Here is a 23,537-nt window from a genome sequence, read left to right on the forward strand (position 1 = left end):
CCTTATCCCCCCTGCATCGGCGCAACGACTTCGACCCGGTCGCCATCGGCCAGTTTGTGCGCGACGCGCAGGCTGGAAGGAACGAAGTCTTCGTTCACTGCGGTGGCAACGCGGCCAGTGAAGCCGCATTCCTCTAGCAGCTCGGCCAGGGTTTCGGCGCGCACATCCCGCGTCTCGCCATTAAGCACGATCTTCATCGACCATCTCCGTATGTGTGTTGTCCAGCGCCAAATCCGCCACACCCTGCGCCAGAGCCGGGGCGAGCAGATAGCCGTGCCGATAAAGTCCGTTGGCATAGATTGTCCGACCCAAGCGACGGATGCGGGGCAAATTGTCGGGAAAGGCGGGACGCAGATCGACGCCGATTTCCAACACCTCGGCCTCACCAAAGGCCGGGTTCAGGGCATAGGCTGCGCTGAGCAGTTCCAGCATGGATCGGGCCGTGATGCGGCTGCTGTCTTCGCTTTCGATCATGGTCGCGCCCAGCATGTAGATGCCATCGCCCCGGGGCACGATATAAAGCGGCATTCGGGGGTGCAAAAGACGCACGGGGCGTGTCAACTCAACGTCCGGGCAACGCACGACCAGCATCTCACCCTTCACACCCCGAAGATCATGCAGGTATTCGCGTGCGTGCAGTCCGCGACAGTCGATCGCGTGCTCAATTTGTGCAGGGGCCAATTTGCGATGGAATTCCACCCCTTGTTCCTTCAAGCCTCGGTGTAGGTCCTGCAATGCCTGGCGGGGATCAAGGTGGGCTTCCTGGTCAAAGAACAGGCCCTTCCCAAACCCGTGCAAATCAGGCTCTAATTCAGCAATTTTTGCGCGATCGGCTTCCACAAACGCTTCGGTCCGACGCGCAAATCTGCGTAGGTCCGGCAGGTCTCGTGTATTGGCGACAACCAGCGTACCGCACCGCTGTACCTTTGTGCGACCAGCCCACCAATCGATTGCCCGCTGACCCAGTCTCAGCACCGGTTCTTCCGCGTTTTCGTATTCGCACCAGGGTGCCAGCATACCCCCGGCCCACCATGAACACCCGTGCGGGCCTGGCGGGCCGCCGGGATCAAACACCTGCACCTTCGCGCCGCGCGACACCAGTTCGCTGGCGACGGCCAGACCGGCCACCCCGGCTCCTATGACAGACCAGACGGTCACTTGGGCCAGACCTGATGGAAATGATGCACCGGACCGTGCCCAGAACCCACGTTCAGCTCATCTGCGCGTCCAATCGCGCCTTGCAGGTATTCATGCGCCTGCGCAACGGCATCCTGCATCGTCAGACCCTTTGCCAAACCCGCGGCAATCGAGGACGATAAAGTGCATCCAGTCCCATGCGTATTTTTGGTGTTCCGGCGCGGGGCCTGAAACTCTGCCACGATACCCGTCGGATCGATCAGCAAGTCATGGCATACCTCACCCGCACTATGACCGCCTTTCATCAACACAGCGCGCGCACCCAAAGCGCAAAGAGCCTGACCCTGGGCGGCCATCTCATCGGGTGTTTCGGCCTCTTTTGCATCCAACAGGCAAGCAGCTTCGGGCAGATTTGGGGTCAAAACCGCCGCCATCGGCAACAGCACATCGCGCAAGGTCTGGATTGCCTCTTGCGCCAGCAAGGCGTCACCAGACTTGGCGATCATCACCGGGTCCAGAACAATGGGTCGCTGAAAGTCGGCCAACCCGTTTGCGACGGTTTGAATGATCTCAGGTGTTGCCAGCATACCGATCTTGACAGCTTTGACATCCAGATCGCCCAGCACCGCTTGAATTTGCGCCTCGATCACGTCCAGAGGAATACCATGCACCGCTGTGACGGCCTGCGTGTTCTGTGCGGTGACGGCGGTGATCACGCTTGCACCAAAAACACCAAGTGCTGACATGGCCTTCATGTCAGCCTGTATTCCGGCACCGCCGCCGCTGTCAGATCCCGCAATGGTCAAGGCAATTGCAGCCATATCGTCGCTCCATCTTCTTTGGGCAACGATGTAGGAAAACTGTCTGCATTCAAAAGACCGTTCCCTACGCCGGAATTGCCCGGATCAGGTTCGATGGGTTAACGCAGCCACGCCTCTCAGCCCTGCAAATAGGGCACCCCAACGGTTGGGGCAGACAATCTCAGCCACCGACACCGAACGCAAGAGCCAAATGGGCGTTATCGGTCAGCAAACTGGATATATCGCTGGTCCGTTTTGCAACACGCGTAGTGGCGCGGCAGGCGCAAAACACATAAGGCGCGGCACCCTGACTGGGAAACCGCGCCTCATGATCTTTATGGGTGCACCCAGACGGTATTGACGTCTGGTGCAAGTCTATATCAGCTTTTGCCTTTCCAGGGCACCAGAATACGTTCGGCCCAGCGCATCAGCATGTCGATGCCGAAGCCGATGACACCAATCAGGATGATGCCCATGATCACGATGTCGGTATTCTGGAATTTGGAGGCAACCATAATCATCATGCCGGCCCCTTTTTCAGCGGCGACCAGTTCAGCAGCAACAACCGTGCCCCAGCAGACGCCCATCGCAACCCGCGCACCGGTGAAGATCTCGGGCAACGAATTGGGGATGATCACATGGCGCATCACCTGCCACTTTGACGCCCCAAGGGAATAGGCCGCGTGTACCTTCGAGATGTTCACGCCGGACACACCAGAACGGGCCGCAATCGCCATGATCCAGAGCGCAGCCAGGAACAGCAAGATGATCTTGCCTCCCTCACCGATCCCTGCCCAAATGATCACCAGCGGGATCAAAGCCAGCGGCGGAACCGGGCGCATAAACTCGACAATCGGGTCGAACCAGCCACGGAACCAGTTGGACAGACCCATGGCATAGCCCAAGGGAATGCCCACAAGCGATCCCAGTAGGAAGCCCACGATCACGCGGAACAGCGAGTAACCCAGATGCTCCCAAAGGGTGAAATTCCGGAAGCCTTCGCTGGCAATCTCGCCCAAGCGCTCGAAAACGTTTTCCGGTGCGGGCAGCCAGATCGGCTCCATCTGCCAGCCCTTGTCCGGGTCGATGTTGAGCGTGCCGCGCTGCGACATGACCACACGACCGAAATCAGTGTTCACAGAACCACCCGGCTCAATCGACTGACCATTCACGGCAACGATCTTTGCACCTTCGTCACGACCGATCTCATCATTTCGGTCAAGGCGGGCCAACTTACTGCGATAGGCCTGCACCACAACGGCATCGTCCTTGGCGAATCCGTCGCCGGGCGCGACCTCGGGTTCATCCACCGGTGCGTCCGCAGGGTGCACGATCACCGTCACTGAGGCGTCATCGGTCTGACCATCAGCCGTTTCAACAGTGTAGGTGAATGAGCCCTCTCCGACATAAGGACCGGGCGCGTGCAAGAAAGACGGCAACAAGGCCGACCCGGTGAATGCGCCCCAAAGCACGAAGATGGCGATGATCGAGATGATTGATGCCTTACGATCCGAGACAACGGCGCTTTCATCGCCGAAAGTGACCGTCTTAAGTGAGGTGAAATCATGGCGGTCTGTGCCTGCAGTCACCAGTTTGACCACAAAGAAAGCGCCGATAAATATCGCGATATAGATCAGAATGGGGATCATTGCGCTGCCTCCGTCCGACCCATGATTTCTTCTTCCATGTCCCAGATCATGCCCAGGATCTCTTCGCGGTTGGTGGCGAAGTCAGGGTGTTTCTTGACCTCACGCAGATCCTGGTCGACGCCCATATCTGCGAAGGGGAGGCGATATTCCTTGTGAATGCGCCCCGGTCTGGGTGCCATCACGAGCAGACGCTCGCCCAATAGCAGCGCTTCTTCCACCGAGTGGGTGATCAGGATGATTGTCTTGCCGGTCTCTTTCCACAGCTTCAAAACCAGCGATTGCATTTTTTCACGGGTCAGCGCGTCCAGCGCGCCAAGCGGTTCGTCCATCAGGATGACATCGGGGTCATTTGCGAGACACCGCGCCAGCGCCACACGCTGCTGCATCCCGCCAGACAATTCGTAGATAGCCTTTTCCTTGAAGTCCTGAAGCCCCACGACCTCAAGTAGATGATCGACCTCGGCCGCGTATTGCGCTTCCTTCTGCCCCTTCATCCGAGGGCCAAAGCTTACATTATCACGCACGCTCATCCATTCGAACAAAGCGCCCTTCTGAAACACCATGCCACGTTCGGCATCAGGGCCAGTGACCGTGTGGCCATTCATCACGATCTGCCCTTCGGTCGGGGCCAGAAAACCCGCAACGATGTTCAGCAGTGTGGTCTTGCCGCAACCTGAGGGGCCCAGCACGCTCATCAACTCGCCTTCGTTCAGATGCAACGTGACATCCTTCAACGCCTGCACGGCCGTTCCGTTAGGCAGGTCGAAGCGCATGGAGATGTTTTCGATGGATAAACCTGTCATATCCCGCTTTCTGTAGATGAGGGCGCCGCCACAAGCAGGCGGCACGCCCGATTGCCGGGGGAGGATCGGCGGGCGCATGGAAATGCGCCACGCCAAACCTTGTTACTTGCCGTCGGCAATCGTCATCGGCTCGGTGTTGACCGAGTTGGCATAGCTGTCCAGCGCACCGTCGATGCTGCCGGCCTCGACAAACACGTCGGCTACGCCCTTCATGAAGGTCTGCACATTGCCGCCCAGCCATTTCTGCGACAGCTGATCATCCATACTGGGGAAACCCATCGTCCCGATGGCCGCGCGCGCGCCTTCAAGATCCATGCCGGATTCTTTGGCAACAACTTCAAGCATCGCATCACCGCCCGCACCCGAGTTCCAACGCTCATTTGCATCCGCAGTTACCTGAAGGAACTGGGCGACCAGCTCAGGGTTTTCCGAGATAAAGCTTTCCGGGGCCGAGGTCACATCGAACACCAGAATACCCAGTTCTTCCTTCTCGGCACCGGTCAACAGAACGTTGCCGTGCTCTTTCATCCGGGACAGACCGCCGCCATAGCCACACGCGAAATCAACTGCGCCCTGGCTTAGGGCCGCAGCGCCTTCAGGCGGGGCCATGTCGACAACTTCAAGGCTGGCCAAGTCGATACCGAAGTGATCCATCTGGCGAAGGAAGCCATAGTGCGCGGCGGTACCCAGTGGCACAGCCACCTTTTTACCTGCCAGCTCGCTGGCGTTTTCCTTATCGATCTCCAGCGCTTCCGACACGACACAGTTGTCGTTCTCAGAATACGTCACAGCGACATCGACCACCTGAATCGCCTGACCAGCGGATGCGGCAACAACGAAAGGCGGAATGCCCTGGCTGACCGCGATCTGCACGTCGCCCGAGGCCATGGCCGCGCTCATCGCAGTGCCGGTTTCAAAGCTCACCCAATTCACCTTGAGGCCAAGTGCCTCGTCATAGGTTCCGTTGGCCTTGGCTTCTAGCATGGGCAGCGGCCATTCCAGGAAGTATGCAACGGTGATTTCGTCCAGGTCCTGCGCAAGCACTGCATGGCTTGTCAACGCAAGCACACTGGTCGCAGCGAGAGTGGCGAGTGTTTTTTTCATGGTATCCTCCGGTTGGGTCACTTTTTTACAGCGCGTTCCGCTGTTTTACTGTGAGAGAGCATTGGGTGCGCCTTACGGTACTGTGCCGTGTATTTTTCTTTTTTGCACGCCGCCAATCAAGAAGCCTCTCATTCTATCGTTTTGCAGAACAGGTGTTCTGAAATAGAACACTAGTGAGTACGCATTCTTTTCGTCAACTGTTTATTCTTCAAGTTTTGCTGTGAGCGTATTCAAAAGTTGAAACGGTTAAAAACTCGTCGTAGTTCTGCAATGCAGTAGATATGGGAGTGGGCATGGCAAGATCGACAGACAGCTCTATCGTCGCAAAGTGCGCTATGATCATGGATGCCCTGACCCACGCAAAAAGACCTATGGGTTTTTCGGATATCGTTGCGCGGACAGGTTTGGTCAAAAGCTCGTGCCACCGCGTACTTGCCGTTCTTCAAAGTGAGCGGATGGTCGAATACGACAAAAGCGGCAGAACCTACAAACCTGGCTCGCGATTTCAGGAATGGGCACGCGCCGGATTTCGACACCCGGATCTTCAGCAGGTTGTCGCAGAACCTGTTGACCGCCTCAGCGAAGCGACAGGATTGAACATTGCGCTGTCTGTTTTGGATGGCGATACCATTTTGTACCTGCGGACAACCAATAATGTTTCGGTTCGGTACGCAGCGCGTGCAGGCGACCACGCACCGCTGCACTGCACAGCCGCAGGCAAAGTTTTCCTTGCGTTTATGCCCGAAAAACAGCGCAATTCCGTGCTCGACTCGGCCGGATTGGAAAAGTTCACCGAATACACAAAGACAAACCTGCCAGAGCTTGAGACCGACTTGGGTGTCGTTCGGAATCAGGGCTATGCGGTTGTCGTGAAAGAGGAATTTCTCCAGGTCATGGGCATGTCCGCTCCTATTTGGAATGATCAGGGCAAAGTCGCCGCCTGTCTTTCTGTTTGGACTTTGACGGCAGACGACACGCCAGAGGAATTGCTTGCCAGCCTTGACTTGCTGAAACAAACCGCTGCCGAGATCTGTAGTCGGATCGGCGGCGAAGCACCCGAAAACTTCCACTTGACGACCTGACGGATGCTATCGAATATTGGAATTATTGTTCCGATATACGAGATTTTTATGTTCGCAACACCACCTGCCATGGCCACGCGGCCGAACTCGCTTTGGGCCAGCACTGCGCCGTCAATGCCCGACAGCCCACAATTGACCGGCGATCTGCACGCGGACGTGTCCATTCTGGGCGCTGGCTTCACCGGTCTGCGCGCAGCATTGGCCTTGGCCGAGGCAGGTACGTCAGCCGTCGTACTCGATGCCGGTGATGTAGGCTGGGGCGCATCGGGGCGCACTGGCGGGCAGGTCAATCCTATGCTGCCTTTCAACTCACCCAAAGACTTACAGCTTATGCTGGGACAGACTTATTTTGAGCGTCTGACCGAAGTGTCTCTGAATTCCGCCGACGAATTGTTCTCGTTGATCGACACCTATCAAATCCCGTGCCAAGCCCGGCAGAAGGGCTGGCTGAGGGTACTGCACAACGACCGGGCCTTGCAAAAGGCCGAGGCGGACGTGAAAGCCTGGAACGAATTTGGCGCAGGAATGGAGCTTCTGCGTGGGGATGATCTGCGAATCACCTCGGGCACTGCTGCCTATTCCAGTGGTGTCGTGACCCCACGCGGTGGCGCCGTACAGCCAATGATGCTGGCGCGCGGCGTAGCAGGTGCCGCCCAACAACGCGGCGTTTCGATTTTTGGAAACAGCGCTGTCACCTCGATGAACAAGGTCGGCGGTAAGTGGCAACTGCGCACAGATCAGGGTTCGGTCACCTCTGACACTGTGATCGTTGCAACCAACGGCTATACCGGCCCACTGGTGCCGAAACTACCCAACAGCATCATGCCTCTGACCCCGATCCAGATTGCAACAGACCCGTTGCCGGAAGACGTCATTGCTTCGATCCTGCCACAGGGGCACACAATCTCGGACAGCCGACGGATCATCATGTATGCACGGCGAGAGCCAGACAATCGGTTGGTCTACGGTGGGTTGGGCCGCATGGACCGCGCGGGCAACCTGGGCGGTTTCGATTGGCTTCAACGAGACGCCGAACGCGTTTTTCCTCAGGTGAAAGGAGCCAACTGGTCCCATCATTGGGGCGGGCGCATCGCGGTTACCGACGACCACCTGCCTCACCTGCATGAACCGCAGCCGGGCCTTTTAATCGGGCTAGGCTACAACGGGCGCGGCGTTGCAATGTCACATGTGATGGGCCGCGTTCTAGCCGAGCGTGCCCTGGGCGCTGACTCTGAATCTCTGACCTTTCCAACAACACCGGTGCGGGCCATGTCCTATCGCCCGTTCAAGATTGCAGGTCTGGGAACGGCGATCTGGTCGATGCGTTTCATGGATTGGCTGGAAACCAGATAGTGCCAAACGAAGCCATGTCGTTTTGATTTTTACAACGGTCAAAACGTAAAAGAGGCGGCAATCGCCGCCTCAGTCTTAGCCTTTCATTCCGTCCCAGAAGGATTTGACGGAAGAGAAAAAGCTTTTGGATTCCGGGTGGTTGTCTTCACCCAGGTCCTCAAACTCGCGCAGCAGCTCTTTCTGACGACTGGTCAGGTTGACCGGAGTTTCCACCGCCAGTTCGATGAACATATCACCAACGCCACCACCACGCAGGGCGGGCATGCCTTTGCCACGCAGGCGCATCTGGCGACCTGACTGACTGCCGGCTGGAATCTGGACACGGCCCCGTCCACCATCAATGGTCGGAACTTCGATCGAACCGCCCAGCGCGGCCTTGGCCATGCTAACCGGAACCCGGCAATAAAGGTTTACGCTGTCGCGTTCGAACAGTTTGTGGTCGGAGACCTCGACAAAGATATAGAGATCGCCCGGAGGACCGCCGCGCATCCCAGCTTCGCCCTCGCCAGCCAGCCGAATCCGTGTTCCGGTTTCAACACCAGCTGGGATATTGACGGACAAAGCACGATCTTTTTCGACACGGCCGGAACCCTGGCAGGATTTGCAGGGGTTCTTGATGATCTGACCCAGCCCAGAACAGGTCGGGCAAGTGCGTTCAACCGTAAAGAAGCCCTGTTGCGCCCGCACTTTGCCCATGCCCGAACAAGTGGGGCAGGTTGTGGGTTCAACGCCACCTTCAGCGCCGGTTCCGTCACAGGACGAACAGGCCACGGCGGTGGGGACGTTAATGGTTTTCTGCAGGCCCGAGAACGCCTCTTCCAGCGACACGCGCAGGTTATAGCGCAGGTCCGAGCCGCGCGCGGCGCGACGGCCGCCGCCTCCTCCGCGTTGACCGCCCATGAAGTCGCCGAACAGGTCATCGAACACATCCGAGAACGCGCTGGAGAAATCGCCCTGACCAAAGCCGCCGCCAGGACGCCCGCCGCCACCCATACCGTTTTCAAAGGCTGCGTGGCCAAAACGGTCGTAGGCCGCCTTGCGTTCGGCGTCTTTCAGAACGTCATAGGCTTCGTTCGCTTCCTTGAACTGCGCCTCGGCATCCGGGTTGTCCTTGTTACGGTCGGGATGCAATTCTTTGGCTTTCTTGCGAAAACCCTTTTTGATCTCGTCCGCCGATGCACCTTTGGCTACGCCGAGCACATCGTAATAGTCGCGTTTTGACATCAGTGTTTCCTTCTGCCTCAACGTAATCGGGCCGGCCCGGCAACCGGACCGGCCCGAATTGGCCCGGTTACCCGTTAGTTACGCTTGTCGTTGTCCAGATCTTCGAACTCGGCATCGACAATGTCATCGTCACCCGGTGCGGCGTCGGCTGCTGCGGGCTCTTCTTCGCCTTCTTCGGCTTGCGCCTTATAGATGGCTTCGCCCAGCTTCATGGCCGCTTCGGTGACGTTCTGGATGCCCGACTTGATCTTGTCGGCATTCTCGGTCTCCAGCTCGTCCTTCAAAGCGGCGATCGCCAGCTCGATGGCTTCGATGGTGGTCGGGTCGACCTTGTCGGAATGCTCTTCCATCGACTTCTCGGTCGAGTGGATAAGGCTTTCCGCCTGGTTCTTGGCGTCGACCAGTTCGCGGCGTTCCTTGTCGGCTTCCGCGTTCTCTTCGGCGTCCTTGACCATCTTTTCGATGTCCTCGTCGGACAGACCGCCCGAAGCCTGGATGGTGATCTTCTGCTCTTTGCCGGTGCCTTTGTCTTTGGCCGAAACCGAGACAATGCCGTTGGCGTCGATGTCAAACGTCACCTCGATCTGAGGCATACCGCGCGGTGCGGGCGGGATGTCTTCAAGGTTGAACTGACCCAGGATCTTGTTGTCCGCAGCCATTTCACGCTCACCCTGGAACACGCGGATGGTCACGGCATTCTGGTTGTCCTCGGCGGTCGAGAAGACCTGAGACTTCTTGGTCGGGATCGTGGTGTTGCGGTCGATCAGACGGGTGAACACGCCACCCAGAGTCTCGATGCCCAGCGACAGCGGGGTCACGTCAAGCAGAACAACGTCTTTAACGTCGCCTTGCAGAACACCGGCCTGAATGGCGGCGCCCATAGCAACCACTTCGTCCGGGTTCACACCCTTGTGCGGCTCTTTCCCGAAGAATTTGGTGACCTCTTCGATCACTTTCGGCATCCGGGTCATACCACCAACCAGAACAACTTCGTCCACGTCAGCAGCCGACAGACCGGCGTCTTTCAGAGCGGCAGCGCAAGGCTTCATCGACTTTTTGATCAGGTCCGACACCAGCGATTCCAGCTTGGCACGGGTCAGTTTCATGACCATGTGCAGCGGCTGACCGTTCGAACCCATCGAGATGAACGGCTGGTTGATTTCGGTCTGCGAGGTCGAAGACAGCTCGATCTTGGCTTTTTCAGCGGCCTCTTTCAGACGCTGCAGGGCCATCTTGTCTTGGGACAGATCGACGCCGTGTTCCTTTTTGAACTCATCCGCCAGGTAGTTGACGATGCGCATGTCAAAGTCTTCACCACCCAGGAAGGTGTCACCGTTGGTCGATTTGACCTCGAACAGGCCGTCATCGATTTCCAGGATGGTCACGTCGAAGGTACCACCACCAAGGTCATAAACCGCGATGGTTTGGGTTTCTTCCTTGTCCAGACCATAGGCCAGAGCAGCCGCTGTCGGTTCGTTGATGATCCGCAGCACTTCCAGACCGGCGATTTTACCGGCGTCTTTGGTGGCCTGACGCTGTGCGTCGTTGAAGTAGGCCGGTACGGTGATGACTGCTTGTGTGACTTCTTCACCCAGATAGCTCTCGGCGGTTTCCTTCATCTTGCCCAGAGTGAAGGCCGAGATCTGGCTTGGGGAGTACTTTTCACCGCGGGCCTCGACCCACGCGTCACCATTGCCGCCATCAACGATGGCGTACGGCACCATTTTCTTGTCTTTTTCGACTTCTGCATCATCCACACGACGGCCGATCAGACGCTTGACGCCAAAGATCGTGTTGTCGGGGTTGGTGACCGCCTGACGCTTTGCAGGCTGACCGACCAGTCGCTCATCTTCGGTGAAGGCGACGATCGAGGGCGTGGTCCGCGCCCCTTCTGCGTTTTCGATGACCTTCGGCTGCGAGCCGTCCATGATGGCCACACACGAGTTGGTGGTTCCGAGGTCAATCCCGATGACTTTTCCCATTTTTGCAATCCCTTTCTCTTCAAGGCGATGTCCCGAGAACCGGACCCGTTACGGCATCCCGTCCCCGATCTGATGTGCGCGACAGCACTACCATCGCGCGTCCCGGCGTATATAAGGGCGAGACCAAGGGCCTGCAAGCACCGTAAAAGGCAGGTTTTCGGGAATCTGTGGCCTTTTTTGGCAAGGATTTGGAAAGGATTGGGGTTTCCGGAATGGCGCGGCTGATTTTGCGGGGGTTCGACATCAGAAAAGGCCATCTGGATCCTGCCACCCAGACGCAGGTCATCGCTGATCTGCGGCCGATTCTGAAATCCGCGCCCTTGTTTCGCCCCGTCACGCCTTCGGGCAAAGAGATGTCGGTGCGTATGACCTCGGCCGGGGATTTGGGTTGGGTGACAGACAAGGCAGGCTACCGTTATCAGGAACAGCATCCCAAGGGCGGAGTTTGGCCCGGCATTCCCAACAGTATTTTGGGTATCTGGCATGACTTGGTCAGCACGGAACATGAGCCGGATTGCTGTTTGGTCAATTATTATGGCGAAGGCGCAAAGATGGGCCTGCATCAGGACAAGGACGAGGCTGATTTTTCCTGGCCCGTGTTGTCAATTTCTCTGGGCGATGACGCCCTGTTTCGCATTGGCAACACCACCCGTGGCGGCAAGACCGAGTCGATCTGGCTCAGCTCGGGGGATGTGGTCGTTATGGGTGGGTCCGCACGGTTGGCATATCACGGGGTGGACCGGATCAGATTCGGATCGTCGCGCCTGTTGCCTAAGGGCGGGCGGATCAATCTGACACTGCGGGTGGCGCGTTAACGGCGGGCATTCCAGCTTTGCGAAACATGCTGGCGCGTAAAGAACTCACCCATCAATCCGATCATCAACAAGGCGATCCCGACCCAAAGCGCGTATTCCCAACTGGTGTTGCGGGGGAAATAGTTCTGAAAAATGAAACCGCGGCACTGATCAATGATGTGAAAAAGCGGATTCCAGGCGAACATCATCAACAACCATCCGCCCATCGTGTTTGCGACAAACATTTTACCGGAAAACACCATGTTCATTCGGCGGTAAATGTTTGACAGCATAGCAACGGTTGTCGGGAACCAGGGTTTGATCGCCATGAACACAAGCCCGATCGCGCATCCGGTGAACCAGGCCAGTAAAACCATCCCAAAGGCACCACCGGGATTCTCAATGTCCAAAGGGGCGACTGCAACATTGTAAATGAACAGAAGGACGCACATGGCCATCACCTGTTTGTACAGCGTGCCGAAAGCCGCCGCCAGGATAAGGACCATCGCATTCATTGGTGAATGCAGCGTCATTGGGTTGTTGGCCGAACCAACCCCGGAAATCGACCCAATCGACTGGATATGCATCATAAACGGAAGGACGCCGGACAGGATATACAGCAGGAATTCACCCCTGATCTTGGCTATGCCACCCCGACCCAGCAATGTCATGAGCAGGTAGAACACCATGCACATCACCACCAGTTGTATGACGTTAATCAAAATGGCGATAACCGCATTCGGGTGCTGTGCCCGCACATTTCTGACAACAGCATGGAACACAAGCTCAGCAGTTGTGAACGCGCCGCCCAGCAGCGATTGATTGCGCTTGAAGTAAAACACTCGAAGGTCTTTCCTGCCTCGTCGCCCTCAATCTGGCATGAATATCTTGCCGTTCCGTAACCGCCACATCATAAGTCGGTCATGAGTTTGGATCAACAAACCACAGGAACGGAGCATTTTTGTGACCTATGACGCGCTTATCCCAGTCATCCGACGTCTTGCCCTTCAGGCGGGTGATAAGATCATGGAGATTTATGAGGCAGATGATTTCGATGTCAAAGTCAAATCTGACTCCAGCCCAGTAACCGAGGCAGATGAGGCTGCAGACGCATTGATTTCCGCCGGTTTGCGCGCAGCTTTCCCGGATATTCTGCTGGTCACTGAAGAACAGGCGGCTTCGCATTCGGAAAAAGGTGATACGTTCCTGATAGTTGATCCGCTGGACGGCACCAAAGAATTCATCAACCGCCGTGGCGACTTTACCGTCAACATTGCGCTGGTCGAAAACGGAACACCAACGCGAGGTGTTGTTTATGCCCCAGCTCGCGGTCGTATGTTCTACACACAAGCAGATGGCCGTTCGGTCGAGGAAACCGGCGCGTTTGACAAGGACACACCTGGTGATTTGACGAATATTTCAGTCTCTAAACCAGACAATTCGGCGCTTTTGGTCGTGGCTTCGAAATCCCACAGGGATCAGGCGACCGAGGATTACATCAGCAAGTACCAAGCCAAAGACAGCAAAAGCGCAGGGTCTTCCCTCAAGTTCTGTCTGGTGGCCACCGGTGAAGCGGATATCTACCCTCGTGTCGGTCGCACAATGGAATGGGATACAGCGGCAGGTCACGCGGTTCTGGCCGGGGCCGGTGGCCAGGTGGTGCGTTTTGACGACCATTCGCCGCTGCTCTATGGCAAAGAAGGCTATGCCAACCCGTTTTTTATCGCCTACGCTCCGGGTGTTGAACTAAAGGAAGCCTGATGTCTGTTCTGATTGCCATCCCCGCCCGCTATGCCTCGACCCGCTATCCGGGCAAGCCGTTGGTGCCGCTATCTGGTGCCACAGGCACTGCGATGACGCTGATCGAACGGTCCTGGCGCGCAGCCAAGTCTGTCTCGGGCGTTGATCGGGTGGTCGTTGCAACGGATGACGATCGTATCCGCGAGGTCTCGGAAGGGTTTGGGGCCGAAGTGGTGATGACTTCGGAAAGCTGTCAGAACGGCACCGAACGCTGCGCCGAAGCGCATGAGGTTCTGGGGGCTGGGTATGATATGGTGGTCAACCTTCAGGGCGACGCGCCACTGACGCCACACTGGTTTGTAGAAGACCTGATCGCGGGCCTGCGCGCGGCGCCGGATGCTGGTGTGGCCACGCCTGTGCTGCGCTGTGACGGCGACGCGCTGAACAGTTTGCTGAACGACCGAAAGCATGACCGTGTCGGAGGAACCACCGCTGTGTTCGGTCGCGATCACAGCGCGATGTATTTCTCGAAAGAGGTCGTGCCGTTTACCTCGCAGACCTATGCAGGCGACGAGCCGACCCCGGTGTTTCATCACGTGGGTGTATATGCTTATCGGCCCGATGCGCTTGCCGCATATCCAGGCTGGCCCACCGGCCCGCTGGAGCAATTGGAAGGCCTGGAGCAGCTTCGGTTCATGGAGAACGGCCGCAAGGTACTGTGCGTCGAAGTCGAGGCCAAGGGCCGCCAGTTCTGGGAACTGAACAACCCGCAGGATGTCCCAAAAATCGAAGAGATGATGGCGGCGATGGGGTTGGAATAACCGATTTTCCTCATGACATCCGGCGGTGCTCAAATTTTAAGTATAGTTAACTCGTTTTAAAGGACGCATCATGACAACTATCCTTGTTACTGGCGGTGCAGGGTATATCGGCTCGCACGCGTGCAAAGCGCTGGCGCAAGCGGGTTATGTGCCTGTGACATATGACAATCTGGTCACGGGTTGGCAGGATGCGGTGAAGTACGGCCCTTTCGAGCAGGGCGACCTGCTGGACCGCGCGCGTCTGGACGAGGTGTTTGCCAAACACCAACCGGCAGCCGTGATGCATTTTGCGGCCCTAAGCCAGGTGGGCGACGCGATGAAGCAGCCCGGATTGTACTGGTCAAACAACGTCACCGGTTCGTTGACCTTGATCGAAGCTGCGGTTGCAGCCGGGTGTTTGAATTTTGTGTTCTCGTCCACATGCGCCACCTATGGTGAACATGACAACGTGGTTCTGGATGAATCCACCGCGCAGTATCCACTGAATGCCTATGGTGCATCGAAACGTGCAATCGAAGATATCCTGAAAGATTTCGAAGCGGCCCACGGCCTGCGCCACGTCATTTTCCGCTATTTCAACGTTGCCGGGGCAGACCCTGACGGAGACGTTGGTGAATTCCACCAGCCCGAAACGCACCTGATCCCTCTGATGCTGGATGCGATCGACGGCAAACGCGAAGGCCTGACCGTCTTTGGGACCGACTATGACACCCCCGACGGCACATGTATCCGCGACTATGTACATGTCTGCGATCTGGTCGACGCGCATGTTCTGGGGCTGGAATGGCTGGAACAAGGCAAGGAAAGCCGTGTTTTCAATCTGGGCACCGGATCAGGATTTTCCGTGTTGGAGGTAATCGAGCAATCCAAATCCGTTACCAACCGCCCTGTGCCTTATTCAACCGGGCCTCGTCGGGCAGGCGATTGTACCAAGCTGGTCTCGGGCTCTGTTCGGGCTGAAACTGAACTGGGATGGATGCCAAAACGCTCCACGTTAGAGACAATGATAGCGGATGCCTGGCGCTGGCATCAGAACGGCCACTACGAGAAATGAGGCTAAATTGACCTTCAGCGCGTTACAAAAGCTGCCCAAGATCGGCTGGCGGCAAAAGTATCAGCTGCGCTGGAAACGTCGGCGGCTTCTGTGGCGATCCTTTCGCAGCCGGAACCAGTTGACCTGCCTGAACGATCGGACCGGCAAGATCCGCGCTGGTGACGTGCTGGCTTTTACCACTCTGCGCAACGAAATGACCCGCCTTTCCTGGTTTCTTCGCCACTACCGCCAGTTGGGTGTGCGCCACTTTCTGGTCGTCGACAATGGCAGCGATGACGGCTCGGCAGAGTATCTCTTGGATCAACCAGATGTTTCTGTCTGGCAAACCTATTCAAGCTATCGGGGATCACGATTTGGTCTGGATTGGCTGACTTGGCTCCAGATGCGGCATGGACACGCGCACTGGTGTCTTATGGTCGATGCGGATGAGCTGTTGGTTTATTCCCATTGCGATACCCGGCCCCTTCAGGACCTGACACATTGGCTGGAGCAGAAAGGGCGGGTTGGTTTTGGCGCGTTGATGCTGGACCTCTATCCCAAAGGTCCGTTGGGCCGCGACACCTATGACCCGGATACCGACCCAACAGATCTGCTGTGTTGGTTCGATGCGGGGCCATATCGCGCAGAGCGACAAAGCCCGATTGGCAATCTGTGGGTTCAAGGCGGCGCAAGGGAACGGATGTTCTTCACCCAGACGCGGCAGCGCTCTCCCACTCTGAACAAGATTCCACTGATCCGCTGGTCGCGGCGGTATGCGTATGTGAACTCATGCCACTCGGCCCTGCCGCGCCACCTGAACGCAGCTTATGATGGGCCCGGTGGAGCGGCGCCTTCGGGAGTATTGCTGCACACAAAATTCCTGCCGGAGATTGTTGAAAAGTCCAAATCGGAAAAAGAACGACGCCAGCACTTTCATGATCCAAGCCAATTTGCGGCGTATTATGACGGGATCATTAATCAGCCGGTCATGTGGACTCCACAATCAGTCCGTTATACCGGCTGGAAACAGTTGCAACAAATGGGGTTGATGCCTGGCGGGGATTGGGGCCTGCAATGAAAATACGACAGTCAACCGCACGTTTACACTTTGTCGGTTTAAAAAAGTTGCCTCAGAAGATGCATAGGTGGCATAAACCGGTAATGCCTTGTCCTGCCAACTGGAAAGACGAGGTCGGGGAAAGCTCGCGTAATAATAAAGGTTGGGCAGTCACGTGAGCCTGTTCGAATCCTACAAAATGCGATTGCGGCGCAAGCGCCGTATTCTGCGCTGCCTCAGACGAAGCCGTGAACTGAAACCCGCCAGCGTCAACACATCGGCCATCCGACACGACGACATTCTTCTAATGAGCGTTGTCCGGAACGAAAAAATCCGCCTGCCGTTTTTCCTGGAATACTACCGCAAACTGGGCATCAACCACTTTTTGTTCATCGACAACAATAGCGATGACGGAAGTTTCGAATTCCTACAAGAACAGGCCGACGTGTCAGTTTGGCGAACGACAACCAGCTACAAACGCGCGGGCTATGGTCTGGACTGGTCGAACTACATTTTGCGGAAATACGCACATGGTCATTGGGTTCTGACCGTCGATCCGGATGAATTCTTCATCTATCCGTTTTGCGACACCCGCCCTATACGCGCATTGACGGATTGGCTGGATGGCAGCGCCGTGCGCAGTTTTGGAACCATGCTGATCGACATGTACCCCGAAGGTCCGGTAGATGCAGAACCCTACCGCGAGGGGCAGAACCCGTTCGAAATCGCGCGCTGGTTCGATCCCGGGAACTACATGATCACCAAGAACCCGGATTATAAGAACCTGTGGATTCAAGGCGGTCCTAGAGCGCGCGTGTTTTTTCGCGAAAACCCCTCCAAAGCGCCTGCGTTGAACAAGATTCCCTTGGTGAAGTGGGATCGGCGCTATGTCTATGTCAGCTCGACCCATTCGCTTTTGCCGCGGGGTTTGAACCAAGTTTATGACGAGTGGGGCGGGGAAAAAGCCAGCGGGTCACTGCTTCATGCCAAACTGATCGACACCCTTGGCGACAAAGCGCGCGAGGAACTGCAGCGCGGTCAACATTACCGCGGATCAGGTGAATACAAAGCCTATGCCGCACAGCTTGAGGAAAAACCCGTTTTCTGGTGCCAATGGTCCGAGGCTTACATCAATTGGCGACAGCTTGAGATTCTGGGCCTTATGTCCAAGGGGAATTGGGCATGAGTAGCCTGGGCATCGTCATGCTGGTCCATACTTCGCTGGACCGAGCCGAGCAGGTGGCGCGCCATTGGACGGCTGCGGGATGTCCGGTTGTGGTGCACGTGGATCGCAAAGTCCCGGATGGCACTTACGCCCGTTTTGTCGCGTCCTGCTCAAACGATCCCGATATCGTTTTTTCTGAACGTCACCGGTGCGATTGGGGCGGCTGGGGCATCGTCGCTGCCTCGCAAAGCGCATCCGAATTGATGCTTGAGCAATTTCCTGACGTTCGGCACGCGTTTCTGTCTTCAGGAGCATGCCTGCCCCTGCGTCCGGTTCAGGAGCTAATCGATTACCTGGCTGAACGGCCCCGCGTGGATTTTATCGAAAGCGCAACGACATCCGATGTCAGCTGGACCATTGGCGGTCTGGATCATGAACGGTTTACCCTGCGGTTCCCATTCTCGTGGCGCAAACAGCGCAAGCTGTTTGACACCTATGTCAGGCTACAGCGTGCCGTGGGGTACCGCAGACAAATTCCAGATGGTTTGGTGCCTCATATGGGCAGCCAGTGGTGGTGCCTGACCCGCCAGACACTCTCAGCCATCCTTCAAGATCCCAAACGTAAACAATACGACAAGTATTTCCGCCATGTTTGGATTCCGGATGAAAGCTATTTCCAGACCCTTGCACGACAATATTCGACGCATATCGAAAGCCGATCCCTGACTCTGTCCAAATTCGATTACCAGGGCCGTCCTCATATTTTCTATGACGATCACCTGCAATTGCTGCGACGCTCGGATTGCTTTGTTGCCCGTAAGATCTGGCCTCAGGCCGAACGACTGTATCAGGCATTTCTGACGGACCAGACCAGTGCCATGAAACCGGCTGAGCCCAATCCCGGCAAGATCGACCGCATCTTCTCGAAAGCGGTGGAACGGCGGACGCGAGGACGCGACGGGCTTTATATGCAAAGCCGCTTTCCACGGCACGGCAGCGAAAACGGCCTGACATCTTCGCCTTATTCTGTATTCCAGGGATTTTCCGTGCTGTTTGAGGATTTTGAATCCTGGCTTGTGACCACCACGGGAGCAAAAGTCCATGGGCACTTGTTCGGACCTGATCGCGCCGAATTTGAACAAGGGGAAACCATCACAAACGGCGCCCTTAGCGACAGCGCAACTTTACGGGATTACAACCCCACAGCATTCCTGTCGAACCTGATCTGGAACACGCGGGGGGAACGGCAGTGTTTTCAGTTCAGCCCAAGAGACACGCAAGAGATCAACTGGTTTTTGGCGCGCGACAAGAACGCCCAGATTTCGGTCATCACCGGAGCCTGGGCAATTCCATTGTTCCGTTCAAACCTCAACTTCTCGGAGATCCGGTGCGAAGCGGCACGGTTGCAGCAGATTGAAACCAAGCAGCTCGAGGTTTTGACCTCGGTCTGGACCAAAGCCCGCATGCGCAGTTGGACCTTGGCCGATTTCATTGAATCGCCGATGGATCCGTTACAGACGATTCTGGATGAGATCGGCGCACATCAGGCCAGCCACTTGACCGAAGTGCCCACCATGGTTGATCTGACCGGTTTCGGGAAGTTCCTGCAAAATCTGAAGAATCAGGGTATGCACCCATATCTGATGGGTGATTTCCCGTCTGACGATGTGTTTGGTCGGCAGACAAAACCTTTCCGAAAACCCTATCTGGTGCAGTGACGGCCAATGGCAGCCAAATATGATTACTTTGTTGTACTGGCGGCCATGCGCACAGGGTCTAACCTGCTGGAGGCAAACCTGAACGCGCTTGACAGCGTGACCTGCCATGGCGAGGCGTTTAATCCCCATTTTGCCGGGAATCTGCAGTCAGATACACTGCTGGGCCTGACGCTGGAAGACCGTGACGCAGATCCGATGAAGCTGCTGAAAGCCATTCGTACAGCACCCGGTGACATCAACGGGTTCCGGTATTTCGAAGAACACGATCCGCGCATTCTGAAGCCCGTTTTGAATGACCATCGCTGCGCAAAGATCATTCTGACCCGCAATCCACTGGACAGCTACCTGTCCTTGAAGATCGCGCGGACCACACAGCAATGGCTGCTGAAGAATGTTAAACGCCGCGTCGATGCCCAAGTCACCTTTGATGCACAGGAATTCTTGGATTATCTGGAACAGGTCCAGAGCCATCAGCACATGCTGCGGCGACATTTGCAAAAGACAGGTCAGAGCGCTTTTTTCATCTCCTATGAAGACCTGACTGAAATGGACGTCCTGAACGGCCTAGCCGAATGGCTGGGGGTCAAAGCGCGACTGACCCGGCTGGACGACACGCTGAAACCGCAAAACCCAGCGCCCGCAGTGTCAAAAGTCACAAATCCTGACGACATGACGCGTGCGCTGGCGGATGTCGACCAGTTTGGGCTGCATCACACCTCTCGCTTTGAGCCGCAGCGCGGTGCCGCCGTCCCGCAATACGTCGCGGCACCAAAGTCGGCCTTGATGTATTTGCCCATTCGTAACGGATTAGAGGCTGTTATAAACCAATGGCTGGCCGATCTGGACGGCGGTAAGACTGGTGATCTAATCACCGATCGCAACCGCAAACAGATCCGCGCCTGGTTGAGGAACCACACCGGTCACCGAAAATTCACAGTCCTGCGCCATCCGTTGGCGCGGGCGCATACCGCGTTTTGCCAACACATTCTAAGTACTGGACCTGGCAGCTACAAAATGGTGCGCAACTATCTGCGGAACCGACTAAAGGTGCCGATTCCAGGGCAGGTGCGGGACACCAATTATTCTGTCGCGCAGCACCGTGATGCGTTTTTAGCCTTTCTCGGCTTCCTACGTCTTAACCTCAACAATCAAACCCCAATCCGCGTTGACGGGACATGGTGCAGCCAATCCCGGGTTCTGGACGGAATTTCCGGTTTCCTTTTGCCAGACCTGATCCTGCGGGAAGAAGACCTGACCACAGCGCTTCCAGCGCTTGCACGAGATATCGGTCATTCAAACCCGCCAAAGCCCAGCACACGCGCGCCTGATGAACCGTTTACGCTGGACCAGATCTATGATGCTGAGCTAGAGGCGCTGGCAGAGGACGTCTACCAGCATGACTATGAGGTGTTCGGGTTTGGAGCCTGGGCCCCGGTGCCGCCTAGGGACGCAAAGTGATTAGCGTGCCTTTGTTGACCATCGCATAAATCTCTTCAATCTCGTCATTCTTGACAGCGATGCATCCTGCGGTCCAATCGGGTGTTTTCCGCGCGCGCTTGAGCTCTGACCGAAGATTCGGCTGGCCGTGAATAAAGATATCACCGCCCGGATTAACGCCTGCTGCCTTGGCCTGAGCGATATCCTGAGAGTTGGGGTAGGAAATACCTAACGATAGGTGATAGCGGCTTCGCGGATTTCTGCGGTCAATCAGATAGCTGCCCTCTGGCGTGCGACCATCCCCTTTTTTGGTTTTGGTGCCTCGTGGCGCAAATCCCAAATCCACATCGTATTCTCGCAAAACCTGCTCATGATGCAGCAGATAGAGTTTGCGTGCGCCTTTGTTGACCACCAAAGAGGTCACTTCGGGCCCATCATAAGTCAAAAATCTTGGGCCAGCTTTGGCACAAGCCGTAAGGCTCAGCGTTGCCATAGCCCCCAATCCGAATGCTCGACGATCCATTTTTCACTGCCTGCTCTGTTTTTTGGAGATTAATATGCCAAAAACCTTGCGAAACGGAAATCACTTTTTGCTGTTCATCTGCTCGGCCAGACGGCGTTCGATGCTTTCCAGCCGTTCCAGCACTTCGTCGCGATAGGCATCGGTTTTAACCTCGTCCTCGGCATGGTGTGCGTCCTGCATCGAGTTCACGATCAAACCCACCAACAGGTTCACCACGGCAAAGGTCGTGACCATGATAAATGGCACAAAAAACAGCCAGGCGTAGGGATATACCTCCATCACGGGGCGGACGATGCCCATGGACCAGCTTTCCAACGTCATGATTTGGAACAAGGTATAGGCCGACAGGCCCAGATCACCGAACCAGGCGGGAAATGACACCGAGAACAGTTTGGTCGAGATTACCGCGCCGATGTAGAATAGGATTGCCATCAACAAGAAGACACTGGCCATCCCGGGCAGGGCCGAAATAAAGCCTTCGACCACGCGGCGCAGGCGGGGCGCCACGGAAATCACGCGCAACACCCTCAGGATCCGCAGGGCACGCAGCACGGAAAGACCACCAGCACTGGGGACAAGTGCGACACCCACGATCAGGAAATCGAATATATTCCAACCGCTTGTAAAGAATCTGCGCCCGGTCGCGATCAGCTTTATTGTGATCTCAGCCACGAAGATGGCAAGGCACAGCTTGTCTAGCGTGACAATCAGCGGTCCTGCTGCGTTCATCAAAGTGGGTGATGTCTCCATCCCCAAAAGAATTGCGTTGAAAATTATGACTGCCGTGATGAAACGCCCGAAAGCCGGGGCTTCGATGATGGTCAGCAAACGCTGTTTGACACTCATGTGTCGCGATCTCCTGTCTGGTCAAGATGCGGCGTTCAGGACAAAGCGCGCAGCAAGTTCCGTGTGTGACGACCACCGAAATTGGTCAACGACCTGTACCCATTCAAGGGTGTAGCCTGCGTTAACAAGGATTTTTGCGTCCCGCGCAAAGCTCACCGGGTTGCAGGAAACATAGGCAATCACTGGTCGACTGGCTTGAGCCAACTCCTCCACCTGCGCCTCGGATCCGGCGCGGGGCGGGTCTAAAACAATCGCGTCAAAGGCCTTTAGTTCATCAGGCATCAATGGACGACGAAACAGGTCGCGGGCCTCAGTTGTTACGCGTTTCAAACCCTGCGCTCTGCGCCAGCCCTGATCCAGCGCCTGAACCATTGCGGCCTCGCCTTCCACAGCATGAACTTCGGCTTTTTGGGCCAGGGGAAGCGAAAACGTACCGCTACCTGAAAACAGGTCGACGGCGCGCTTTGCACCCTCTGTTGCCTCCAAAACCGCCTGTAATAGAGCCTGTTCTCCGTCCTTGGTCGCTTGCAAGAACGCACCGGACGGCGGAGTGACGGCGGCTCTTCCAAACCGCTGAACCGGCGCCTGTCGCATAGCGATCACTTCACCGTCCCAACTCAGCCGCGCCAACCCGTGTTTCTCGGTCGCTTTAGCCAGCGCTAGTTCCAGCGGACCGTCCAAGGGTTTGCCGCCTCTAACAGCTACATCCAATCCGCCTTCGGAGAGTGTCAGTGTCACCGCCAGAACACCCTTACGGCTTCCACCCAGAACGGCCAGCGCCTCGGCCACAGGAATGGCCGCGGTCAACTCGGGGTCCAACAACCGGCAGTCGGGGATTTCCGTGATCGTGTCCGACGCGCGACCATGAAACCCGGCCAACGTACCTTTCTTTGTTCGTCTTACAGCAACCGTTGCACGCCTGCGCGACTGTTCGGGTGACGTGTGGATCGGGCGCATCTGTGCATCCAGACCCTGCGCGGCCAAGGCGTTGCGCACAATTTCAAGCTTCCAATCGGCCACAAAGGCGTCAGAGGCATGCTGCAACTGACACCCGCCGCAGGCTTTGTAGTGGCGACACGGCGCCTTGACCCGATCTTCGGATGGCGTTTCCACCCGGATATCGGTCAGCACTTGACCCGTCAAAGTGCCGCTTACGACCTCACCTGGTAGAGTGCGCGGGGCATAGACGGGGCCATCGGCAATACCATCGCCCTGATGGCCGAGCCGTGTGATTGTGAATCGCTGCGTCATGAAGGGCCTGATAGCCGG

Annotated in this window: 22 protein-coding genes and 1 riboswitch; of the genes, 10 read left to right on the forward strand and 12 right to left on the reverse strand. The window is 56.6% G+C overall.

Translation table 11 applies throughout. From position 1 onward, the window contains the following. Window positions 1-2: 2 nt before the first annotated feature. From thiS to GOV85_RS12455, 6 genes are all read right to left on the reverse strand, one after another. Entirely contained in the window at window positions 3-197 is a 195-nt protein-coding gene (gene thiS / locus GOV85_RS12430; protein WP_171178577.1) for a sulfur carrier protein ThiS, read from the reverse strand. Beyond that, complete coding sequence (thiO, locus tag GOV85_RS12435) at window positions 181-1,158, reverse strand: glycine oxidase ThiO (protein ID WP_171178579.1); 978 nt, start codon at window positions 1,156-1,158, stop codon at window positions 181-183. The genes thiS and thiO overlap by 17 nt, the downstream gene beginning before the upstream one ends. Next, window positions 1,155-1,958, reverse strand: a complete 804-nt coding sequence (gene thiD, locus GOV85_RS12440) for a bifunctional hydroxymethylpyrimidine kinase/phosphomethylpyrimidine kinase (RefSeq protein ID WP_171178581.1) — start codon at window positions 1,956-1,958, stop codon at window positions 1,155-1,157. The genes thiO and thiD overlap by 4 nt, the downstream gene beginning before the upstream one ends. Before the next feature lie 44 nt (window positions 1,959-2,002). Then, window positions 2,003-2,109, reverse strand: a riboswitch (TPP riboswitch). Between the two features lie 208 nt (window positions 2,110-2,317). Beyond that, window positions 2,318-3,586 (reverse strand): ABC transporter permease subunit, encoded by a 1,269-nt coding sequence (locus GOV85_RS12445; protein ID WP_171178583.1) that lies wholly within the window; start codon window positions 3,584-3,586, stop codon window positions 2,318-2,320. Further along, window positions 3,583-4,389: a taurine ABC transporter ATP-binding protein gene (locus GOV85_RS12450; protein ID WP_171092888.1), complete on the reverse strand. Its 807-nt coding sequence runs from the start codon at window positions 4,387-4,389 to the stop codon at window positions 3,583-3,585. The genes GOV85_RS12445 and GOV85_RS12450 overlap by 4 nt, the downstream gene beginning before the upstream one ends. Before the next feature lie 102 nt (window positions 4,390-4,491). Further along, window positions 4,492-5,493 carry an ABC transporter substrate-binding protein gene (locus GOV85_RS12455; RefSeq protein WP_171178586.1) on the reverse strand — a complete coding sequence of 334 codons (1,002 nt, stop codon included), beginning with the start codon at window positions 5,491-5,493 and terminating at the stop codon, window positions 4,492-4,494. A gap of 293 nt (window positions 5,494-5,786) precedes the next feature. On the opposite strand from GOV85_RS12455, the gene GOV85_RS12460 reads away from it, so the two are divergent. Both GOV85_RS12460 and GOV85_RS12465 read left to right on the forward strand, forming a co-directional pair. Beyond that, window positions 5,787-6,575 carry an IclR family transcriptional regulator gene (locus GOV85_RS12460; RefSeq protein WP_245222876.1) on the forward strand — a complete coding sequence of 263 codons (789 nt, stop codon included), beginning with the start codon at window positions 5,787-5,789 and terminating at the stop codon, window positions 6,573-6,575. A 48-nt stretch (window positions 6,576-6,623) separates the two neighbouring features. Beyond that, complete coding sequence (locus GOV85_RS12465; protein WP_171178589.1) at window positions 6,624-7,928, forward strand: FAD-binding oxidoreductase; 1,305 nt, start codon at window positions 6,624-6,626, stop codon at window positions 7,926-7,928. 75 nt (window positions 7,929-8,003) lie between these two features. Here GOV85_RS12465 and dnaJ read toward each other — a convergent pair whose 3' ends face one another. Further along, a complete protein-coding gene (gene dnaJ / locus GOV85_RS12470) occupies window positions 8,004-9,152 on the reverse strand; it encodes a molecular chaperone DnaJ (protein WP_171178591.1) in 1,149 nt (382 codons plus the stop codon). 74 nt (window positions 9,153-9,226) lie between these two features. Beyond that, on the reverse strand, window positions 9,227-11,134 hold the full coding sequence (gene dnaK, locus GOV85_RS12475; protein WP_171178593.1) for a molecular chaperone DnaK: 1,908 nt from the start codon (window positions 11,132-11,134) through the stop codon (window positions 9,227-9,229). A 212-nt stretch (window positions 11,135-11,346) separates the two neighbouring features. Here dnaK and GOV85_RS12480 point away from each other — a divergent pair, with 212 nt between their 5' ends. Further along, window positions 11,347-11,949, forward strand: a complete 603-nt coding sequence (locus GOV85_RS12480) for an alpha-ketoglutarate-dependent dioxygenase AlkB (RefSeq protein WP_171178596.1) — start codon at window positions 11,347-11,349, stop codon at window positions 11,947-11,949. On the opposite strand, the gene GOV85_RS12485 is transcribed toward GOV85_RS12480, so the two are convergent. Beyond that, complete coding sequence (locus tag GOV85_RS12485) at window positions 11,946-12,770, reverse strand: ABC transporter permease (protein WP_171178597.1); 825 nt, start codon at window positions 12,768-12,770, stop codon at window positions 11,946-11,948. The genes GOV85_RS12480 and GOV85_RS12485 overlap by 4 nt on opposite strands. 121 nt (window positions 12,771-12,891) lie before the next feature. Between GOV85_RS12485 and cysQ the strand changes: the two genes are divergently transcribed. The 7 genes from cysQ (at window position 12,892) to GOV85_RS12520 (ending at window position 20,920) form a co-directional block, all read left to right on the forward strand. Beyond that, entirely contained in the window at window positions 12,892-13,689 is a 798-nt protein-coding gene (gene cysQ / locus GOV85_RS12490; RefSeq protein WP_171178599.1) for a 3'(2'),5'-bisphosphate nucleotidase CysQ, read from the forward strand. After that, complete coding sequence (locus GOV85_RS12495; protein WP_171178601.1) at window positions 13,689-14,489, forward strand: manno-octulosonate cytidylyltransferase; 801 nt, start codon at window positions 13,689-13,691, stop codon at window positions 14,487-14,489. Before cysQ ends, GOV85_RS12495 begins: the two co-directional genes overlap by 1 nt. Before the next feature lie 70 nt (window positions 14,490-14,559). Next, window positions 14,560-15,543, forward strand: a complete 984-nt coding sequence (gene galE / locus GOV85_RS12500; RefSeq protein ID WP_171178603.1) for a UDP-glucose 4-epimerase GalE — start codon at window positions 14,560-14,562, stop codon at window positions 15,541-15,543. Between the two features lie 7 nt (window positions 15,544-15,550). Beyond that, window positions 15,551-16,600, forward strand: a complete 1,050-nt coding sequence (locus GOV85_RS12505) for a glycosyltransferase family 2 protein (RefSeq protein ID WP_245222875.1) — start codon at window positions 15,551-15,553, stop codon at window positions 16,598-16,600. 178 nt (window positions 16,601-16,778) lie between these two features. Next, on the forward strand, window positions 16,779-17,765 hold the full coding sequence (locus tag GOV85_RS12510; protein WP_171178861.1) for a glycosyltransferase family 2 protein: 987 nt from the start codon (window positions 16,779-16,781) through the stop codon (window positions 17,763-17,765). After that, the gene (locus GOV85_RS12515) at window positions 17,762-19,462 is read left to right on the forward strand and encodes a beta-1,6-N-acetylglucosaminyltransferase (RefSeq protein ID WP_171178607.1); all 1,701 of its coding nucleotides are present in this window, start codon (window positions 17,762-17,764) and stop codon (window positions 19,460-19,462) included. The genes GOV85_RS12510 and GOV85_RS12515 overlap by 4 nt, the downstream gene beginning before the upstream one ends. A 6-nt stretch (window positions 19,463-19,468) precedes the next feature. Continuing rightward, window positions 19,469-20,920, forward strand: coding sequence for a sulfotransferase family 2 domain-containing protein (locus tag GOV85_RS12520; RefSeq protein ID WP_171178608.1), 1,452 nt, complete (start codon window positions 19,469-19,471; stop codon window positions 20,918-20,920). On the opposite strand, the gene GOV85_RS12525 is transcribed toward GOV85_RS12520, so the two are convergent. Genes GOV85_RS12525 through GOV85_RS12535 form a run of 3 tightly spaced genes read right to left on the reverse strand, consistent with a single transcriptional unit; the run spans window position 20,904 to window position 23,519 of the window. Continuing rightward, window positions 20,904-21,422, reverse strand: a complete 519-nt coding sequence (locus GOV85_RS12525; protein ID WP_171178610.1) for a murein L,D-transpeptidase family protein — start codon at window positions 21,420-21,422, stop codon at window positions 20,904-20,906. The genes GOV85_RS12520 and GOV85_RS12525 overlap by 17 nt on opposite strands. Before the next feature lie 60 nt (window positions 21,423-21,482). Next, window positions 21,483-22,268: an ion transporter gene (locus tag GOV85_RS12530; protein WP_171178613.1), complete on the reverse strand. Its 786-nt coding sequence runs from the start codon at window positions 22,266-22,268 to the stop codon at window positions 21,483-21,485. Window positions 22,269-22,289: 21 nt separating this feature from the next. Continuing rightward, window positions 22,290-23,519: a class I SAM-dependent RNA methyltransferase gene (locus tag GOV85_RS12535; protein WP_171178615.1), complete on the reverse strand. Its 1,230-nt coding sequence runs from the start codon at window positions 23,517-23,519 to the stop codon at window positions 22,290-22,292. Window positions 23,520-23,537: the final 18 nt, after the last annotated feature.

It is taken from the genome of Ruegeria sp. HKCCA4633 (genome assembly GCF_013034605.1).
Lineage (GTDB): Bacteria > Pseudomonadota > Alphaproteobacteria > Rhodobacterales > Rhodobacteraceae > Ruegeria.

Bases quoted from the DNA above. Each gene is read 5' to 3' on its own strand.
- thiS (WP_171178577.1), bottom strand. From the start codon at position 197: ATGAAGATCGTGCTTAATGGCGAGACGCGGGATGTGCGCGCCGAAACC.
- thiD (WP_171178581.1), bottom strand. From the start codon at position 1,958: ATGGCTGCAATTGCCTTGACCATTGCGGGATCTGACAGCGGCGGCGGT.
- GOV85_RS12445 (WP_171178583.1), bottom strand. From the start codon at position 3,586: ATGATCCCCATTCTGATCTATATCGCGATATTTATCGGCGCTTTCTTT.
- GOV85_RS12450 (WP_171092888.1), bottom strand. From the start codon at position 4,389: ATGACAGGTTTATCCATCGAAAACATCTCCATGCGCTTCGACCTGCCT.
- GOV85_RS12455 (WP_171178586.1), bottom strand. From the start codon at position 5,493: ATGAAAAAAACACTCGCCACTCTCGCTGCGACCAGTGTGCTTGCGTTG.
- GOV85_RS12460 (WP_245222876.1), top strand. From the start codon at position 5,787: ATGGCAAGATCGACAGACAGCTCTATCGTCGCAAAGTGCGCTATGATC.
- GOV85_RS12465 (WP_171178589.1), top strand. From the start codon at position 6,624: ATGTTCGCAACACCACCTGCCATGGCCACGCGGCCGAACTCGCTTTGG.
- dnaJ (WP_171178591.1), bottom strand. From the start codon at position 9,152: ATGTCAAAACGCGACTATTACGATGTGCTCGGCGTAGCCAAAGGTGCA.
- dnaK (WP_171178593.1), bottom strand. From the start codon at position 11,134: ATGGGAAAAGTCATCGGGATTGACCTCGGAACCACCAACTCGTGTGTG.
- GOV85_RS12480 (WP_171178596.1), top strand. From the start codon at position 11,347: ATGGCGCGGCTGATTTTGCGGGGGTTCGACATCAGAAAAGGCCATCTG.
- GOV85_RS12495 (WP_171178601.1), top strand. From the start codon at position 13,689: ATGTCTGTTCTGATTGCCATCCCCGCCCGCTATGCCTCGACCCGCTAT.
- galE (WP_171178603.1), top strand. From the start codon at position 14,560: ATGACAACTATCCTTGTTACTGGCGGTGCAGGGTATATCGGCTCGCAC.
- GOV85_RS12510 (WP_171178861.1), top strand. From the start codon at position 16,779: ATGCGATTGCGGCGCAAGCGCCGTATTCTGCGCTGCCTCAGACGAAGC.
- GOV85_RS12515 (WP_171178607.1), top strand. From the start codon at position 17,762: ATGAGTAGCCTGGGCATCGTCATGCTGGTCCATACTTCGCTGGACCGA.
- GOV85_RS12520 (WP_171178608.1), top strand. From the start codon at position 19,469: ATGGCAGCCAAATATGATTACTTTGTTGTACTGGCGGCCATGCGCACA.
- GOV85_RS12525 (WP_171178610.1), bottom strand. From the start codon at position 21,422: ATGGATCGTCGAGCATTCGGATTGGGGGCTATGGCAACGCTGAGCCTT.
- GOV85_RS12530 (WP_171178613.1), bottom strand. From the start codon at position 22,268: ATGAGTGTCAAACAGCGTTTGCTGACCATCATCGAAGCCCCGGCTTTC.
- GOV85_RS12535 (WP_171178615.1), bottom strand. From the start codon at position 23,519: ATGACGCAGCGATTCACAATCACACGGCTCGGCCATCAGGGCGATGGT.